We start from the raw sequence: 14,135 nt of genomic DNA, 5'->3' as shown, positions 1-14,135 counted from the left end.
CCGATCCGGCGAGACCGTCATCCGGTCCGCCAGCGCCGCGCCGGCGGCGGCCGCCACGGCGTCCGCGGCGCTGGCGGACCGGATGACGGTCTCGCCGGATCGATCTCCGATGAACTGAGCCCGACGGCGGCACCGGAAGCCGCCGACGCCGTCGCCGATTTCGACGGCCGTGATGCCGAGCCGGCGCCTTCGCTGGAACAGCCCGAATTGGTTACCCAGCCGGCGGAGTGGCACCCGGTCGAGGCGGCACCTGCCGAGACGGTCGTGGCACCTGTGGCGGAAGCTGCCAGTGCAGTCGCCGAGGACACCGTTGCCGACGGCGACCGCGCGCAGCGCCGCCGTTCGACGGTGCGCGAGAAGGTCAGCTTCGCGTCGAGCCCGCAGCCCGAGACGCCGGCGCCCGCGCTCGTTCAGGGCCCGGCCGAGGAAGCGGCCCCTGCCCCCGAACCGGCGGCGGCAGCCTCGGAGCCGGTGTCGGCCGCAACGGCCGAGGCTCCGGCCCGCAAGGGCTGGTGGTCGCGCCGCTTCGGCGGTGGCAACTAGCACCCCCTGCAAGTCAAAACGCCCGGTTTACGCCGGGCGTTTTCATTGGACGGGCAACCCGCTCATCTGAAGCGGAGCCTGACGGAGACAGACGTCAATGCAAAGCGCGATCGTTCTGGGCGGCGGCATGGTGGGCGTCAGCACCGCGCTGCATTTGCAGCGCCGCGGCTGGTCGGTCACGCTCGTTGACCGCAAGGAACCCGGCCGGGAGACCAGTTACGGCAACGCCGGCATCATCCAGAGCGAAGCGGTGCGGCCCTACCCGATGCCGCGCGATCCGGCTGTCCTCGCCAGGATCGCGATGGGACGTACCAACGACGTGCGCTATCGCCTGGCCGCGCTGCCGCAGCACGCCGGTCCGCTGCTGCGTTACTGGTGGAACTCGACGCCCGAGCGGCACCGCGAAGCCACCATCGCCTGGGCACGCCTGATCGCCCACGCCACCGCGGAGCACGACACGCTGATCCGCGATGCGCATGCCGACAATCTGATCCGCCGCGCCGGCTATCGGCTGCTGCATCGCGACCCGGTGGCGCTGGAGCAGGCGATCGCCGTCGCGGAAGAGAACCGGCGCGACTTCGGCGTGCAGTTTCGCGTGCTCGACGGCCGCGAACTCGCCAAGGCGGAGCCGCTGCTGCGCGACGACCTGCCCGGCGCCATCCACTGGCTCGGGCCGTGGACCGCGTCGGACCCCGGCGGTCTGGTTTCCGCCTATGCCGGATTGTTCGAGCGTCTCGGCGGCACGCTGTTGCGCGGCGATGCGCAGACGCTGACCGAGACAACGTCCGGCTGGTCGGTCGAGACGAATAGCGGTCGGATCGATGCCGCAAGCGTCGTGGTCGCGCTGGGACCGTGGTCACCGCAATTGCTGCGCAAGTTCGGGTACCGGATCCCGCTGGTGCGCAAGCGCGGCTACCACATGCACTATCAAGGCGGCCGCTCGCTCGACCTGCCGCTGGTCGACACCGCCAATGGCTATGCGATGGCGCCGATGGCCAAGGGCATCCGCATCACCACCGGCGCGGAGCTGACCAGTCCGGACGCGCCGGCGACGCCGATCCAGCTCGGCTACGCCGAAGCCGCCGCACGGCAACTGATCGAGATCGGCAGCCGCGTCGAGCCCGAACCCTGGTTCGGCACCCGCCCCTGCACCACCGACATGCTGCCGGTGCTCGGACCGGTGCCGAGCCATCGCGGGCTGTGGGTCAATTTCGGTCACGGCCATCAGGGCTTCACGCTCGGCCCTGCGACGGCACGGGTGCTCGCCGAAACGATGAACGGCGAGGCATCCGCGGTGGACACCTCGCCGTATCGGATCGACCGCTTCTGACGCCTGACGAGATCAGGCTGAACTGGAACGGCGTCGGAGGTTCACCTCTCCCCGGCGGGGAGAGGTGAACCAAGACCGCGTCAAGTCGCTTCAACCCAAACTCATCCTGCTTTAGCGGCGGACGCGGATCAGTCCGTCGTCAGCGCGGTCTCCATGTCGGTCGGATCGATCTGCCGCGCGAGATTGGCGTTGAGCTTGTCGCGATCGAGCTCGCCTTCCCACCAGGCGACGATCACGCAGGCGACGCCGTTGCCGCACAGATTGGTCAGCGCGCGGCACTCGCTCATGAACTTGTCGATGCCGAGCACGATCGCCATGCCCGGCACCAGCCGCGGATCGACCACCGCAAGCGTCGCCGCCAGCGTGATGAAGCCCGCGCCGGTGATGCCGGACGCGCCCTTCGAGGTCAGCATCGCCACGACCAGGATCGTGAGCTGCTGGCTGAACGAAAGGTCGTAGCCCAGCGCCTGCGCGATGAACAGCGTCGCCAGCGTCATGTAGATGTTGGTGCCGTCGAGGTTGAACGAGTAGCCCGTGGGGACCACGAGACCGACCACGGACTTCGAGCAGCCGAGACGTTCGAGCTTCTCCATCAATGACGGCAGCGCGCTCTCGGACGACGACGTACCGAGCACGATCAGGAGTTCGTCCTTGATGTAGGCCAGGAACCTGAAGATCGAGAACCCGGCGATGCGCGCGATGATGCCGAGCACCACGAACACGAACAGCGCGGCGGTCAGATAGAAGGTCGCGATCAGCCCCATCAAATTGAGGATCGCGCCGGTGCCGAACTTGCCGATGGTGAAGGCCATCGCGCCGAACGCGCCGATCGGCGCCGCGCGCATCACGATCGAGATGACGCCGAACACCGCATGCGCAGCGTCGTCGATGAACGAGCGGATGGTGTGGCCGCGCTCGCCGAGCCCCATGATCGCGAAGCCGAACAGCACCGAGAACAGCAGCACCTGCAGGATCTCGCCCTGCGCGAAGGCGCCGACCACGGTGTCCGGAATGATGTGCAGCACGAAGTCGACGCTCTTCTGCGCCTCCGCCTGCTTGGCGTAGCCGGCAACTGCCTGCGCGTTCGCCGCGGCATTGCCGAAGCCCGCGCCGGGCTTCACGATATTGCCGACGAGCAATCCGATCACCAGCGCGAAGGTCGAGACGACCTCGAAATAGACCAGCGCCTTGACGCCGATCCGGCCGACCTTCTTGGCATCCTGGATATGGGCGATGCCCGAGACGACGGTGCAGAAGATGATCGGCGCGATCACCATCTTGATCAGCTTGATGAAGCCGTCGCCGAGCGCCTTGATCCACTCGTTGGTGGCAAGCGTCGGCCAGAACGCGCCAGCCAGCGCACCAAGCACGATCGCGATCAGGACCTGGATGTAGAGAATCTTGTACCACGGCTTGCTACCGGCAGACGCCGGTGAAGCCGTGGCAACGGTTGCCGTTGCCATGTGTCACTCCCCCTCAGAAATGGCGGAAAATAGCCAAGATCAACTTGGCTGTTCGAGTCAAACCGGAACTGTGTTGGCTTTGCTGCCTGCCCGCGACGATCTGCCGCGCACGGCGCCGCCGAGTTGGGCGCCGGGCCGCGAGACCGATCTGTCAGGCAAGACGGAAGGCTCTTGAAGTGGGCGCTATTTAAGCCAATGCGCGATCCGCGCAACTGCTTCCTGCATCTCCGCGGCCGATCGTGCATAGGAAAAACGGATGAAGGCGCGGCCGTGGATCGGATCGAAATCGACGCCGGGGGTCGCCGCGACATGCGCCTTCTCCAGCATCTCGCTGGCGAAGGCAAAGCTGTCGGAGGTGAAGTCGGAGACGTCGGCATAGAGATAGAACGCGCCGTCGGCCGGCAGGAACTTGGTCAGGCCGGCTTTCGGCAGCCCCTCGATCAGGATGCGGCGGTTCTCCTGATAACCGCGCTTGATCGCCTCCATCTCCTCGCGGCCCTCGAACGCCGCTTCGGCCGCGATCTGCGACAAGGTCGGCACCGAGATCGACAGGTTCTGTTGCAGCCGCTCGATCGGCCGCACCAGCACGTCGGGCACCACCATCCAGCCGACGCGCCAGCCGGTCATGCAGAAGTATTTCGAGAACGAGTTGATCACGAGCGCGTTCGGCGACAGCTCGGCGGCCGTCACCGCGGGGAATGCGTAGTCGAGCCCGTGGTAGATTTCGTCGGAGATGAAGCGGATGCCGGCACTGTCGGCGGCGGCCATCAGGTTCGACAGCGCCTCGCGCGACATCATGGTGCCGGTCGGGTTGGCGGGGCTGCCGACCAGCACGCCCTTGAGCGGCGCCTTGCGGTGGGCCGCCAGCAGCGCCTCCCCGGTCAGCGCGTGGCGGGTGTCGCCGGAGGTTTCGATCAGCACCGGCTCGCAGCCGAGCGCGGTCAGGATATGCCGGTACGGCGGATAGCCGGGCACGGTGACCGCGACCCGGTCGCCCGGCTCGAACATCGCAAGAAACGCCAGGATGAACCCGCCCGACGAGCCGGTCGTGACGATGATCCGGTCAGCATCGACCGCGCAACCATACGTGTCCCGGTAATGCCGGGCGATGCGCGCGCGCAGCGTGGGGATGCCGAGTGCGGAGGTGTAGTCGATCCGCCCGCCGGTCAGCGCGGCCTGCGCGGCCGCGATCGCCTGCTGCGGCGCGCCCTCCGCGGGCTGCCCGACCTCCATGTGGATGACATGGCCGCCCGCCGCCTCGATTCGCGCCGCGGCGGCCATCACGTCCATCACCATGAATGGTGGAACATCGCTCCGCCCGGACGCTGTCAACAGGCTGTTCAAACGGTCTCTCGGTGTCGCTTCACGCATGGATTTCTGCTATTGCACGGCCGCAGCCGAATTCGGGTTCCCGTTACCCTTCTGCCGCCCCAGACTGGCCGCATTCGGTGGCTCCTTATAACGCTTTCAGGCCCAGTGAATACCCCAAGCGAATACCCGGTACGCGTGAAGAAGAACTGCAAAAACAACAGGCTGCGCAGCGCCCCGAATCCAGCCGGGACGACGGTCGGGGTTTGCCTCGATGGCGCCGGCCATCGCCGGTAGATCGCCCGATGCTGTTCCGCCCCGCGCTTCGCGCCCGAACGTTCAAGTTGACCGCGCTGTTGACCGCGGTCGCGCTCGCGATCGGCCCGGTCGTGCCTGCACGGGCGCAGCAAAAGGGGCCGCCGGTGCTGCGCGACACCGAGTCCGAGCAGTTACTGCGTGAATACACCAGGCCGATCCTGCGCGCCGCCGGCCTGGAGAAGCAGAACATCCAGATCGTCATCATCAACGACGGCTCGTTCAACGCCTTCGTCGCCGACGGCCGTCGCATCTTCGTCAATTACGGCGCGCTGCTGCAATCGGAGACGCCGAACCAGATCATCGGCGTGCTGGCGCACGAAACCGGCCATCTGGCTGGCGGCCATCTCGCCAAGATGCGCGAGCAGCTGGCGCAGGCCCAGACCCAGATGATCATCGCGATGCTGCTCGGCGTCGGCGCACTCGCCGCAGGTGCCGGCGGCCGCAGCGGCGGCAACGGCCTCTCCAGCGCGGGCGCCGCGGCGATCTCGGCACCGCAATCGGTGATCCAGCGCACGCTGTTGTCCTATCAGCGCCAGCAGGAGGAGAACGCCGACCGCGCCGGCGTCAAATTCCTCACCGCCACCGGACAGTCCGCCAAGGGGATGTACGAGACGTTCAAGCGCTTCACCGACGAGAGCCTGTTCGCCTCGCGCGGCGCCGATCCGTATCTCCAGTCGCACCCGATGCCGGTCGACCGCGTCTCCGCGCTGCAAGACCTGGCGCGCTCCAGCCCCTATTGGGACAAGAAGGACGATCCGGCGCTGCAACTGCGTCACGACATGATGCGCGCCAAGATCTCGGGCTTCATGGAGCGGCAGGACACGGTCTATCGCCGCTATCCACTGTCCAACACCAGCCTGCCGGCGCGCTATGCCCGCGCGATCACGACCTATCTGCACGGCGATCTGCGTTCGGCGATCGCGCAGATCGACGGCTTGATCCAGGTGCAGCCCAACAATCCCTATTTCTACGAACTGCGCGGCCAGGCGCTGCTCGAGGGCGGCCGGCCGGCGGAGGCCATCGCACCGCTGCGCCGCGCCGTGCAGCTCTCCAGCAACGCGCCGCTGATCGAGATGCTGCTCGGCCAGGCGATGGTCGCCTCCGACAACAAGGCCTTCACCGACGAGGCGATCAACATGCTGCGCGCCGCGGTGGCGCGCGAGCCCGAGGCGCCGCTCGGCTACACCCAGCTCGCGATGGCCTATGGCCGCAAGGGTGACTATGCCCAGGCCGATCTCGCCTCGGCGCAGGCGGCCTATCTGCGCGGCGACACCAAGACCGCCCGCGAACTCGCGTCGCGCGCCAAGACACGATTCGCGATCGGCACGCCCGGCTGGGTCAAAGCTGACGACATTGTGAGCGCCAAGCCCATGCCGGGTCAGAAAAACAACTAGAAATAAACCGTAGTTCCATACAACGATCACCGAAACCGGCCCACGGCCTCGCCGTATTTTGGGCCACCTCGAACAAGGATTTTGCCATGCCAGCGCTTCGATTTCTTGCCCCTGCCCTGCTCGCGCTCGGCGTTTGCGCCGCGCCGCTCACCGCGTCCGCGCAGAGCTTCACCGACACCCAGCGCGGCGACATCGAGACCATCGTGCGCAGTTACCTGATCGCGCATCCGGAGGTGCTCGAGGAGGCGATGAACGAACTGAGCAAGCGGCAGGCCGCGGCCGAAGCCGAGAAGCATGAGCAGAGCGTTGCCAAGAACGCCGACACCATCTTCAACTCGCCGCGCGGCGTCGTGCTCGGCAACAAGGACGGCGACGTCACCTTCGTCGAGTTCTTCGATTACAATTGCGGCTACTGCAAGCGCGCGATGTCCGACATGATGGACCTGATGAAGTCGGATCCGAAGCTGAAGGTGGTGCTGAAGGAATTCCCGGTGCTGAGCCAGGGTTCGGTCGAGGCCGCGCAGGTCGCGGTCGCCGTACGCATGCAGGATCCGACCGGCAAGAAGTATCTCGAGTTTCACCAGAAGCTGCTGGGCGGCCGCGGCGCCGCCGACAAGGCGCGCGCGCTGGCGGTCGCCAAGGACGTTGGTCTCGACATGACGAGGCTCGAGAAGGACATGGCGAGCCCCGAGGTGAAGGCGACCATCGAGGAGAACTTCCGCCTCGCCGAATCCATGGGCATGAACGGCACGCCGAGCTACGTGATCGGCAAGCAGGTCGTGATCGGCGCGGTCGGTGTCGACAACCTCAAGGAAAAGATCGGCATCGCCCGCTGCGGCAAGGCGACCTGCTGATCGCTTCCAGGCACATCCGTTCACTCAGCGAAATCCGGCTGCCATGCAGCCGGATTTTTTATTGCGATCGCCGCACCTACTCCGCACCGGCCGCATGGGGAGCTCGATCTCGCGAGCTTGGAGTTCGATTGGGCCTGTGGTTGAAGCACTTTCGCGTTCATCCCGCATTCACGAAACAAACTGCGAGGAACCGGAAATCGACAGGAACATCGCACATGATCCCTCGTTGTCGGCGCGGGCAATGCTGACACATGAGGAGGACTACGATGTCTAACCGATTTCTGATTTCTGTCGCCGCGGCGGCCCTGATCGCCGGCACCGGCCTTGCCAATGCGCAGGGCGCGGGCGGCGCAAGCAAGGAATCGCCGGCGGCCGGCGGTGGCGCGGCCATGCAGCACTCCGCGCCGTCGGGTGGCGCGTCGTCGGGCACGATGCAGCACGATACGGGCGGCATGAAGGGCGCCGAATCCGAGAAGTCCGGCCCGGCCACCAAGGGCGCACAGGACGATACGCAGAAGTCGAAGAGCATGCGCTCGGAGAACGATGCGACCAAGGGCGCCAAGGACAGCGCGAAGGACATGAAAGCCGAGAGTCACGACAAGAACGGCAGCATGAAAGCCGAGGGTCGTGACAAGAGCGGCGCCCCGACCAACCAGAACGCCCAGACCAAGAACCCGACCGACACCAACCGCGCGCAGACCAACGACACCAGCCGCACGCAGACCACGACCGGTAACGCCGCAACCTCGGCCACCGCGGCTCCGCCGGCCGAGAAGCGCACCGAGATCACGACCGCGATCAAGTCGGAGCACGTCACCGAAGTCACCAATGTGAACTTCAACGTGGCGGTCGGCACCCGCGTCCCGACCGAGGTGCACTTCTACCCGGTGCCGGAGCGGGTCGTGACGATCTATCCGCAGTGGCGTGGCTACGAGTTCATCCTGGTCCACGGCCGCTACATCATCGTGCAGCCGGAGACCCACGAGATCGTCTACATCATCGAGGGCTAGCATGGCCTCTACGCGAGGGCGCCAATGCGTGCCCTCACCCACTCTCGACCCCGCCCCCGAGGGCGGGGTCTTGCGTTCGCCACATCCGCAAACGCCGGTGGATGGCGGCCCGGGGGCGCAACCCGAAGCGGCTTCCGTGAGACTTGGTTAATCAAGCAATTTCTGCGGGTTACGCCAGCCACCTGATGGGGTAGAGGAAGCCGTTGAAGACGTTCCGATTTCACCTAAAGGCTTCCCCTGCGGCCGGTTGTTACCTATAACCCGGCCCACTCCACCCCTTGTCGGAACCCCTATCGGAACCTTTGGCCGGAACTCTGGAATGGCTGCTGCCGGAACGATCTATGTGCTGAACGGCCCGAACCTCAACCTGCTGGGGACGCGCGAGCCGGAGACCTACGGCCATGCCACCCTCGCCGACGTCGAGAAGCTGTGCGCGGACACTGCGCGCCAGTTCGGACTGACCGCCGACTGCCGGCAGTCCAACCGCGAGGGCGAGCTGATCGATTTCATCCACGAGGCTCATGCCAAGAAAGCGGCCGGCATCATCATCAACGCCGGCGGCTACTCTCATACCTCGATCGCACTGCATGACGCGCTGGTCGCGGTGAAAATCCCCGCCGTCGAGGTTCACGTCAGCAACATCCACGCCCGCGAGAGCTTCCGGGACCACTCGTTCACTGCTAAAGCCGCCTTCGCGTCACTTTGCGGTTTCGGCATCGACGGCTACCGCCTCGCGATGATCGGCCTTGCCACCAAAATCGGTGCCAAGATCGATGCAAAGGCAAAGACTTAATCGTCAATCCTGACGTTCCCCGTCACCAGACAGAGATTTCGGATCAAACAACATGGCGCGCCAGCCAGACGACAAACCAGCCGCAAAATCCAAGAGCGACTCCAAGAGCGACGACAGCGTCCTCATCCGCGAGCTCGCCCTTCTGCTTGCTGAGACCAACCTTACCGAGATCGAGATCGAACGCGCCGGCCTTCGCGTCCGGGTCGCCCGCAACATCAGCATCGCGGCCTCGGTGCCGACGGCCGTGCATGCCGTCGCCGCGCCGGCCGCAGTGGCGGTGCCTGCCGCCGCCGCGACCGACCTCGCAAAGCACCCGGGCGCCGTGCCCTCGCCGATGGTCGGTACCGCCTATTGGGCACCCGAGCCGGGCGCCAAGCCGTTCGTCGAAGTCGGCACCAAGGTCACGGCCGGGCAGACGCTTCTGATCATCGAGGCGATGAAGACGATGAACCAGATCCCGTCGCCGCGCGCCGGCACCGTGACGCAGATTCTCGTCGAGGACGGCCAGCCGGTCGAATTCGGCGAGCCGCTCGTCATCATTGAATAGCTTCCGGCAACACCAGGCGCTGCGATGTTCGACAAGATCCTCATAGCCAATCGCGGCGAGATCGCGCTGCGGGTGCTGCGCGCCTGCAAGGAGCTCGGCATCTCGACGGTCGCGGTGCATTCCACCGCCGACGCCGACGCCATGCATGTGCGGCTCGCCGACGAGAGCGTCTGCATCGGCCCGCCGCCGTCGAAGGATTCCTATCTCAACGTGCCGGCCCTGCTGGCGGCCTGCGAGATCACCGGCGCCGACGCCGTGCATCCCGGCTACGGCTTCCTGTCCGAGAATGCGCGCTTCGCCGAGATCCTCGCCGACCACAATCTGGGCTTCATCGGACCGAAGGCCGAGCATATCCGCCTGATGGGCGACAAGATCGAGGCCAAGAAGACCGCCAAGCGCCTCGGCATTCCCGTGGTCCCCGGCTCCGACGGCGCGGTGACCTCGGAGGCGGACGCGCTCGCCATCGGCAAGGAGATCGGCTTCCCGGTGCTGGTGAAGGCGGCGGCCGGCGGCGGTGGCCGCGGCATGAAGGTCGCGCACACCGAGGCCGACCTCGCGCTCGCGCTCTCGACCGCGGCCAACGAGGCGCGGTCGGCATTCGGCGACGCTTCGGTCTATCTGGAAAAGTACCTCCAGAAGCCGCGCCACATCGAGATCCAGATCCTCGGCGACGGCCGCGGTGGCGCCATCCATCTCGGCGAGCGCGACTGCTCGCTGCAGCGCCGGCACCAGAAGGTCTGGGAAGAAGGCCCCTCGCCCGTGCTCGCGGCCGCCGCCCGCGCCAGGATCGGCGAGACCTGCGCCAAGGCGATGCGGGACATGAAATATCTCGGCGTCGGCACCATCGAATTCCTCTACGAGGAAGGCGAGTTCTATTTCATCGAGATGAACACCCGCATCCAGGTCGAGCATCCCGTCACCGAAAGCATCACTGATATCGATCTGGTGCTGGAGCAGATCCGGATCGCCGCCGGCGGCGAATTGCCGGCCAAGCAGAGCGACATCGCAATCATCGGCCACGCCATCGAGTGCCGCATCAATGCGGAGAACCCGCAGACCTTCCGCCCCTCGCCCGGACGGATCACCCAATTCCATCCGCCGGGCGGTCTCGGCGTGCGGATCGATTCCGCCGTCTATCAGGGCTATGTGATCCCGCCCTATTACGACTCGCTGGTCGGCAAGCTGATCGTGCACGGCAAGACCCGCGGCGAATGCCTGATGCGGCTGCGCCGGGCACTCGACGAGATGGTGGTCGACGGCATCGAGACCACGCTGCCGCTGTTCCGCGCCCTGGTGCGCGAGCCCGACATCATCGAGGGCGACTACCACATCCATTGGCTGGAGCAGTATCTCGCCGGCCAGCCCTCCGACACCGCAAAATAGTTCGGAACCTGGTGGAACCCGGCGCCCTTTTCGAACGTATTGTAGGGTTATTGGCTTTCCACGGGGACGCGTTGAATCCCGCTTCCGTAACGAGACCGTCGTGACCCAGGTTTCACGACGCCGCTCCACGTTGCAGATCCTGCTGCTCTCGGCGGGATTTTTCGTGCTGGTCGCGATCAGCGTGGCATCGGTCCTGCTGGTCAACAAGGCGCGCGAGGACAATGCCTGGGTGGTCCACACGGTCGAGGTCGAGAGCCAGGTTGCCAACCTGCTGCTTGACGTCCGGCGCGCCGAAAGCGCGACCCGGGCCTATCTGCTGACGTCAGCACCACAATACCTGTCCGAGTACCAGTCGGCAGCGGCAGGGCTCCCGGCCGCGCTCAGCCATCTCCAGACGATGACCGTCGACAATCCGGCCCAGATCGCCAATGCCGCGAAGCTCAAGTCCGCCGTCGAGCAACGGCTGGCCGAATTCGCGCTCAGCATCGAGCGGGTCAAGAACAACGACGCCGCGACCAGCATCGACATCCTGCGCAAGGGCACGTCGTCGGACGCTCTGGAGGCGATCGCCCGGATCGGCCGCGACATGCGCAGCGAAGAGGATCGCCTGCTGGCGACGCGCACCGCGACCGCGGACAGGACCCAGGTGCTGGCCTCCTCGGTCACCATCGCCGGCTCCTGCCTGGTGCTGGCGCTCGCCGCGCTCTCGGTCGTGCTGCTCCGGCAATCCTCCCGGGCGCGCGACGAGGCCGAGGCCAACCTGCGCGACAACAACGCCAATCTCGAAACCATCGTCGACGAACGCACGGCCGACCTGCGCGAGGCCAACGAGGAGATCCAGCGCTTCGCCTACATCGTCAGCCACGACCTGCGCTCGCCACTGGTCAACATCATGGGCTTCACCAGCGAACTGGAGGAATTGCGCGGCGACATCTTCAAGCGCATCGCCACCCTGAATCGCACCGCGTCGCTCGCGCCGGCGATGCCCGAAGACGCGACCGACGTGGCCGAGCCCGAGCTCGAAGGCTCCGACAAGCGGTTATCCGACGATTTCAACGAATCGCTCGGCTTCATCAAATCGTCGATCGCCAAGATGGACCGCCTGATCACCGCGATCCTCAATCTCACGCGTGAGGGCCGCCGCGAATTCAAGCCGGAGCGGATCGACCTTCGCGAGCTGATCGACGGCATCGTCAAGACGGTGGCCCACCAGGCGTCCGAGGCCGACGCGACCATCCAGATCGGCGCGTTGCCGAATGTCGTCAGCGACCGCCTGGCGCTGGAGCAGATCTTTTCCAACCTGATCGACAACGCGCTCAAATACCTCAAGGACGGAGTGCCCGGCGAGATCTCGGTCGAGGGCCGCACCAAGCTCGGCTTCGCGATCTTCGAGATCACCGACAATGGCCGTGGCATCGATCCAAAGGACCACCAGCGCATTTTCGATCTGTTCCGCCGCGCCGGAACCCAGGACAAGCCCGGTCAGGGCATCGGGCTAGCCCACGTCCGCGCACTTGTGCGCAGACTGGGAGGCACCATGTCGGTAGCATCGGAACTTCATAACGGCAGCACATTCACGATCACGCTGCCCATCAAATGGTCAGGCAAGAACCGGGACAAAGAGTCATGAGCGATCCAGTCACCATCATCATGATCGAGGACGATGAGGGCCATGCCCGCCTGATTGAGCGGAATATCCGGCGCTCGGGTGTCAACAATGAGATCATCCCGTTCACCAACGGTACAGAGGCCGTGAACTATCTGTTCGGCAAGGATGGCACCGCGGTCGAGCGCAAGGGCCACGCTCTGCTCATCCTGCTTGATCTCAATCTGCCTGACATGACCGGCATCGATATCCTGAAGCGGGTCAAGGAGAACAAGTATCTCAAGTCGACGCCGGTGGTCGTGCTGACCACCACCGACGACAGTCAGGAGATCAAGCGTTGCTACGAACTCGGTTGCAACGTCTACATCACCAAGCCGGTGAACTACGAAAGCTTCGCCAACGCCATCCGCCAGCTTGGCCTGTTCTTTTCCGTGATTCAGGTGCCGCCAGCCTCGATATGACCAGCGCAACGCCGACACTGCTCTATATCGACGACGACGCGGCGCTGGCGCGCCTGGTCGACCGCGGGCTGACGCGCGCGGGCTACAAGGTCGTGCATGCCGCGAGCGGCCAGGAAGGCCTCGACCGGCTCGCCCAGGGCGGCATCGACGTCGTCGCGCTCGACCAGTACATGCCCGGCCTCGACGGGCTGGAGACGCTGGAGCAGATCCTCAAGATCCCGGATACGCCGCCGGTGGTGTTCGTCACCGCCTCGCAGGATTCGGCGATCGCCGTCACCGCGCTGAAGGCCGGCGCGGCGGACTATCTGGTCAAGGATGTCCGCGGCGAATTCATCCCCCTGCTCCAGGTCGCGGTCAACGGCGCGATCAAGCGCGCCGCGATCCAGAGGGCGCGCGACGAGGCCGAGGCCGAGGTGCACGCCTCGCGCGACCGCTACGCCGCGCTCGCCGCCGAGCGCGAGGTGCTGCTCCGCGAGGTCAACCATCGCGTCGGCAATTCGTTGCAGATCATCGCATCGCTGCTGCATCTGCAGGCCAATTCCGCCAACCAGAAGGACGTCAAGGCGGCGCTCACCAACGCCATGGGCCGCGTCGCCGCCGTCGCGCAGGTGCACCGCCGCCTCTATACGTCGCACGACTTCAAGACCGTGATGCTCAACCAGTATCTCGAGGCGCTGCTCGAGGATCTCAGGCGATCGGCCGAAGGCAACAAGATGTCGCGGCTGACGCTGAAGGCCGCCGCGGTCGAGATCGATCCCGACCGCGCGGTCGCGATCGGCATCATCGTCAACGAGCTGGTGATGAATGCCGTGAAGTACGCCTATCCCGACGGCGCCGGTCCGATCCATGTCGAGCTGAAGCCGGAGGCCGACGATCTGCTGCTTGCGATCAGCGACGAAGGCGTCGGTTTCTCCGACAAGACCGACCCGCGCGGCACCGGCATGGGCCAGCGCATCGTCGCGGCGATGGCCGCCAAGCTCGACGCCAGCGTCGAGCGCGACCCGGCCCACAAGGGCACCCGCTTCGTGGTACGGTTCGCCCGCGTCAGCCCGGTGCCGGCGAAATCGACCAGCGCCGCAGCAAATTAGCCCATTGCCGACCGTCGATTGATCGATTTTTCGCGTT

12 protein-coding genes and 1 pseudogene are annotated in these 14,135 nt (G+C 65.8%); 11 read left to right on the top strand and 2 right to left on the bottom strand.

The genetic code is table 11. The annotated features are described in order from the left end of the window. Together B2W55_RS10535 and B2W55_RS10530 are read left to right on the top strand one after the other, a co-directional pair. Positions 1-543: pseudogene (locus B2W55_RS10535) on the top strand (ribonuclease E/G); the annotation flags it as partial. Positions 544-640: 97 nt separating this feature from the next. After that, positions 641-1,873, top strand: a complete 1,233-nt coding sequence (locus tag B2W55_RS10530) for an NAD(P)/FAD-dependent oxidoreductase (protein WP_024578444.1) — start codon at positions 641-643, stop codon at positions 1,871-1,873. Between the two features lie 128 nt (positions 1,874-2,001). Here B2W55_RS10530 and B2W55_RS10525 read toward each other — a convergent pair whose 3' ends face one another. Both B2W55_RS10525 and B2W55_RS10520 read right to left on the bottom strand, forming a co-directional pair. Then, positions 2,002-3,336, bottom strand: a complete 1,335-nt coding sequence (locus B2W55_RS10525; RefSeq protein ID WP_024578445.1) for a dicarboxylate/amino acid:cation symporter — start codon at positions 3,334-3,336, stop codon at positions 2,002-2,004. Positions 3,337-3,519: 183 nt separating this feature from the next. After that, on the bottom strand, positions 3,520-4,707 hold the full coding sequence (locus B2W55_RS10520; RefSeq protein ID WP_024578446.1) for a pyridoxal phosphate-dependent aminotransferase: 1,188 nt from the start codon (positions 4,705-4,707) through the stop codon (positions 3,520-3,522). Positions 4,708-4,949: 242 nt separating this feature from the next. On the opposite strand from B2W55_RS10520, the gene B2W55_RS10515 reads away from it, so the two are divergent. The 9 genes from B2W55_RS10515 to B2W55_RS10475 all read left to right on the top strand — a co-directional run bounded on the left by B2W55_RS10515 (position 4,950) and on the right by B2W55_RS10475 (position 14,098). Next, positions 4,950-6,356: a M48 family metalloprotease gene (locus B2W55_RS10515; RefSeq protein ID WP_024578447.1), complete on the top strand. Its 1,407-nt coding sequence runs from the start codon at positions 4,950-4,952 to the stop codon at positions 6,354-6,356. 86 nt (positions 6,357-6,442) lie between these two features. After that, positions 6,443-7,210, top strand: a complete 768-nt coding sequence (locus B2W55_RS10510) for a DsbA family protein (protein ID WP_024578448.1) — start codon at positions 6,443-6,445, stop codon at positions 7,208-7,210. A gap of 266 nt (positions 7,211-7,476) precedes the next feature. Continuing rightward, a complete protein-coding gene (locus B2W55_RS10505; RefSeq protein ID WP_024578449.1) occupies positions 7,477-8,220 on the top strand; it encodes a DUF1236 domain-containing protein in 744 nt (247 codons plus the stop codon). 319 nt (positions 8,221-8,539) lie between these two features. After that, the gene (gene aroQ, locus B2W55_RS10500) at positions 8,540-9,013 is read left to right on the top strand and encodes a type II 3-dehydroquinate dehydratase (protein ID WP_024578450.1); all 474 of its coding nucleotides are present in this window, start codon (positions 8,540-8,542) and stop codon (positions 9,011-9,013) included. Between the two features lie 52 nt (positions 9,014-9,065). Further along, positions 9,066-9,560: an acetyl-CoA carboxylase biotin carboxyl carrier protein gene (gene accB / locus B2W55_RS10495; protein ID WP_024578451.1), complete on the top strand. Its 495-nt coding sequence runs from the start codon at positions 9,066-9,068 to the stop codon at positions 9,558-9,560. Between the two features lie 24 nt (positions 9,561-9,584). Next, the gene (accC, locus tag B2W55_RS10490) at positions 9,585-10,943 is read left to right on the top strand and encodes an acetyl-CoA carboxylase biotin carboxylase subunit (RefSeq protein WP_024578452.1); all 1,359 of its coding nucleotides are present in this window, start codon (positions 9,585-9,587) and stop codon (positions 10,941-10,943) included. Positions 10,944-11,043: 100 nt separating this feature from the next. Beyond that, positions 11,044-12,573: a sensor histidine kinase gene (locus B2W55_RS10485; RefSeq protein WP_029878692.1), complete on the top strand. Its 1,530-nt coding sequence runs from the start codon at positions 11,044-11,046 to the stop codon at positions 12,571-12,573. Next, entirely contained in the window at positions 12,570-13,010 is a 441-nt protein-coding gene (locus tag B2W55_RS10480) for a response regulator (RefSeq protein ID WP_024578454.1), read from the top strand. Before B2W55_RS10485 ends, B2W55_RS10480 begins: the two co-directional genes overlap by 4 nt. Further along, positions 13,007-14,098: a sensor histidine kinase gene (locus B2W55_RS10475; protein ID WP_024578455.1), complete on the top strand. Its 1,092-nt coding sequence runs from the start codon at positions 13,007-13,009 to the stop codon at positions 14,096-14,098. The genes B2W55_RS10480 and B2W55_RS10475 overlap by 4 nt, the downstream gene beginning before the upstream one ends. The last annotated feature ends 37 nt before the right edge of the window (positions 14,099-14,135 follow it).

The organism is Bradyrhizobium sp. UBA2491, assembly GCF_002341725.1.
In the GTDB taxonomy this organism is placed as follows: Bacteria; Pseudomonadota; Alphaproteobacteria; order Rhizobiales; family Xanthobacteraceae; genus Bradyrhizobium.
Note: the sequence above shows the minus strand (reverse complement) of the source record. Positions and strands in the feature narration are given on the sequence as shown.

What these genes read in the sequence shown, in the direction of transcription:
- B2W55_RS10530 (WP_024578444.1), top strand. Translation starts at nt 641, where the DNA reads ATGCAAAGCGCGATCGTTCTGGGCGGCGGCATGGTGGGCGTCAGCACC.
- B2W55_RS10475 (WP_024578455.1), top strand. Translation starts at nt 13,007, where the DNA reads ATGACCAGCGCAACGCCGACACTGCTCTATATCGACGACGACGCGGCG.
- B2W55_RS10515 (WP_024578447.1), top strand. Translation starts at nt 4,950, where the DNA reads ATGCTGTTCCGCCCCGCGCTTCGCGCCCGAACGTTCAAGTTGACCGCG.
- B2W55_RS10510 (WP_024578448.1), top strand. Translation starts at nt 6,443, where the DNA reads ATGCCAGCGCTTCGATTTCTTGCCCCTGCCCTGCTCGCGCTCGGCGTT.
- B2W55_RS10525 (WP_024578445.1), bottom strand. Translation starts at nt 3,336, where the DNA reads ATGGCAACGGCAACCGTTGCCACGGCTTCACCGGCGTCTGCCGGTAGC.
- B2W55_RS10480 (WP_024578454.1), top strand. Translation starts at nt 12,570, where the DNA reads ATGAGCGATCCAGTCACCATCATCATGATCGAGGACGATGAGGGCCAT.
- accC (WP_024578452.1), top strand. Translation starts at nt 9,585, where the DNA reads ATGTTCGACAAGATCCTCATAGCCAATCGCGGCGAGATCGCGCTGCGG.
- accB (WP_024578451.1), top strand. Translation starts at nt 9,066, where the DNA reads ATGGCGCGCCAGCCAGACGACAAACCAGCCGCAAAATCCAAGAGCGAC.
- B2W55_RS10505 (WP_024578449.1), top strand. Translation starts at nt 7,477, where the DNA reads ATGTCTAACCGATTTCTGATTTCTGTCGCCGCGGCGGCCCTGATCGCC.
- B2W55_RS10520 (WP_024578446.1), bottom strand. Translation starts at nt 4,707, where the DNA reads ATGCGTGAAGCGACACCGAGAGACCGTTTGAACAGCCTGTTGACAGCG.
- aroQ (WP_024578450.1), top strand. Translation starts at nt 8,540, where the DNA reads ATGGCTGCTGCCGGAACGATCTATGTGCTGAACGGCCCGAACCTCAAC.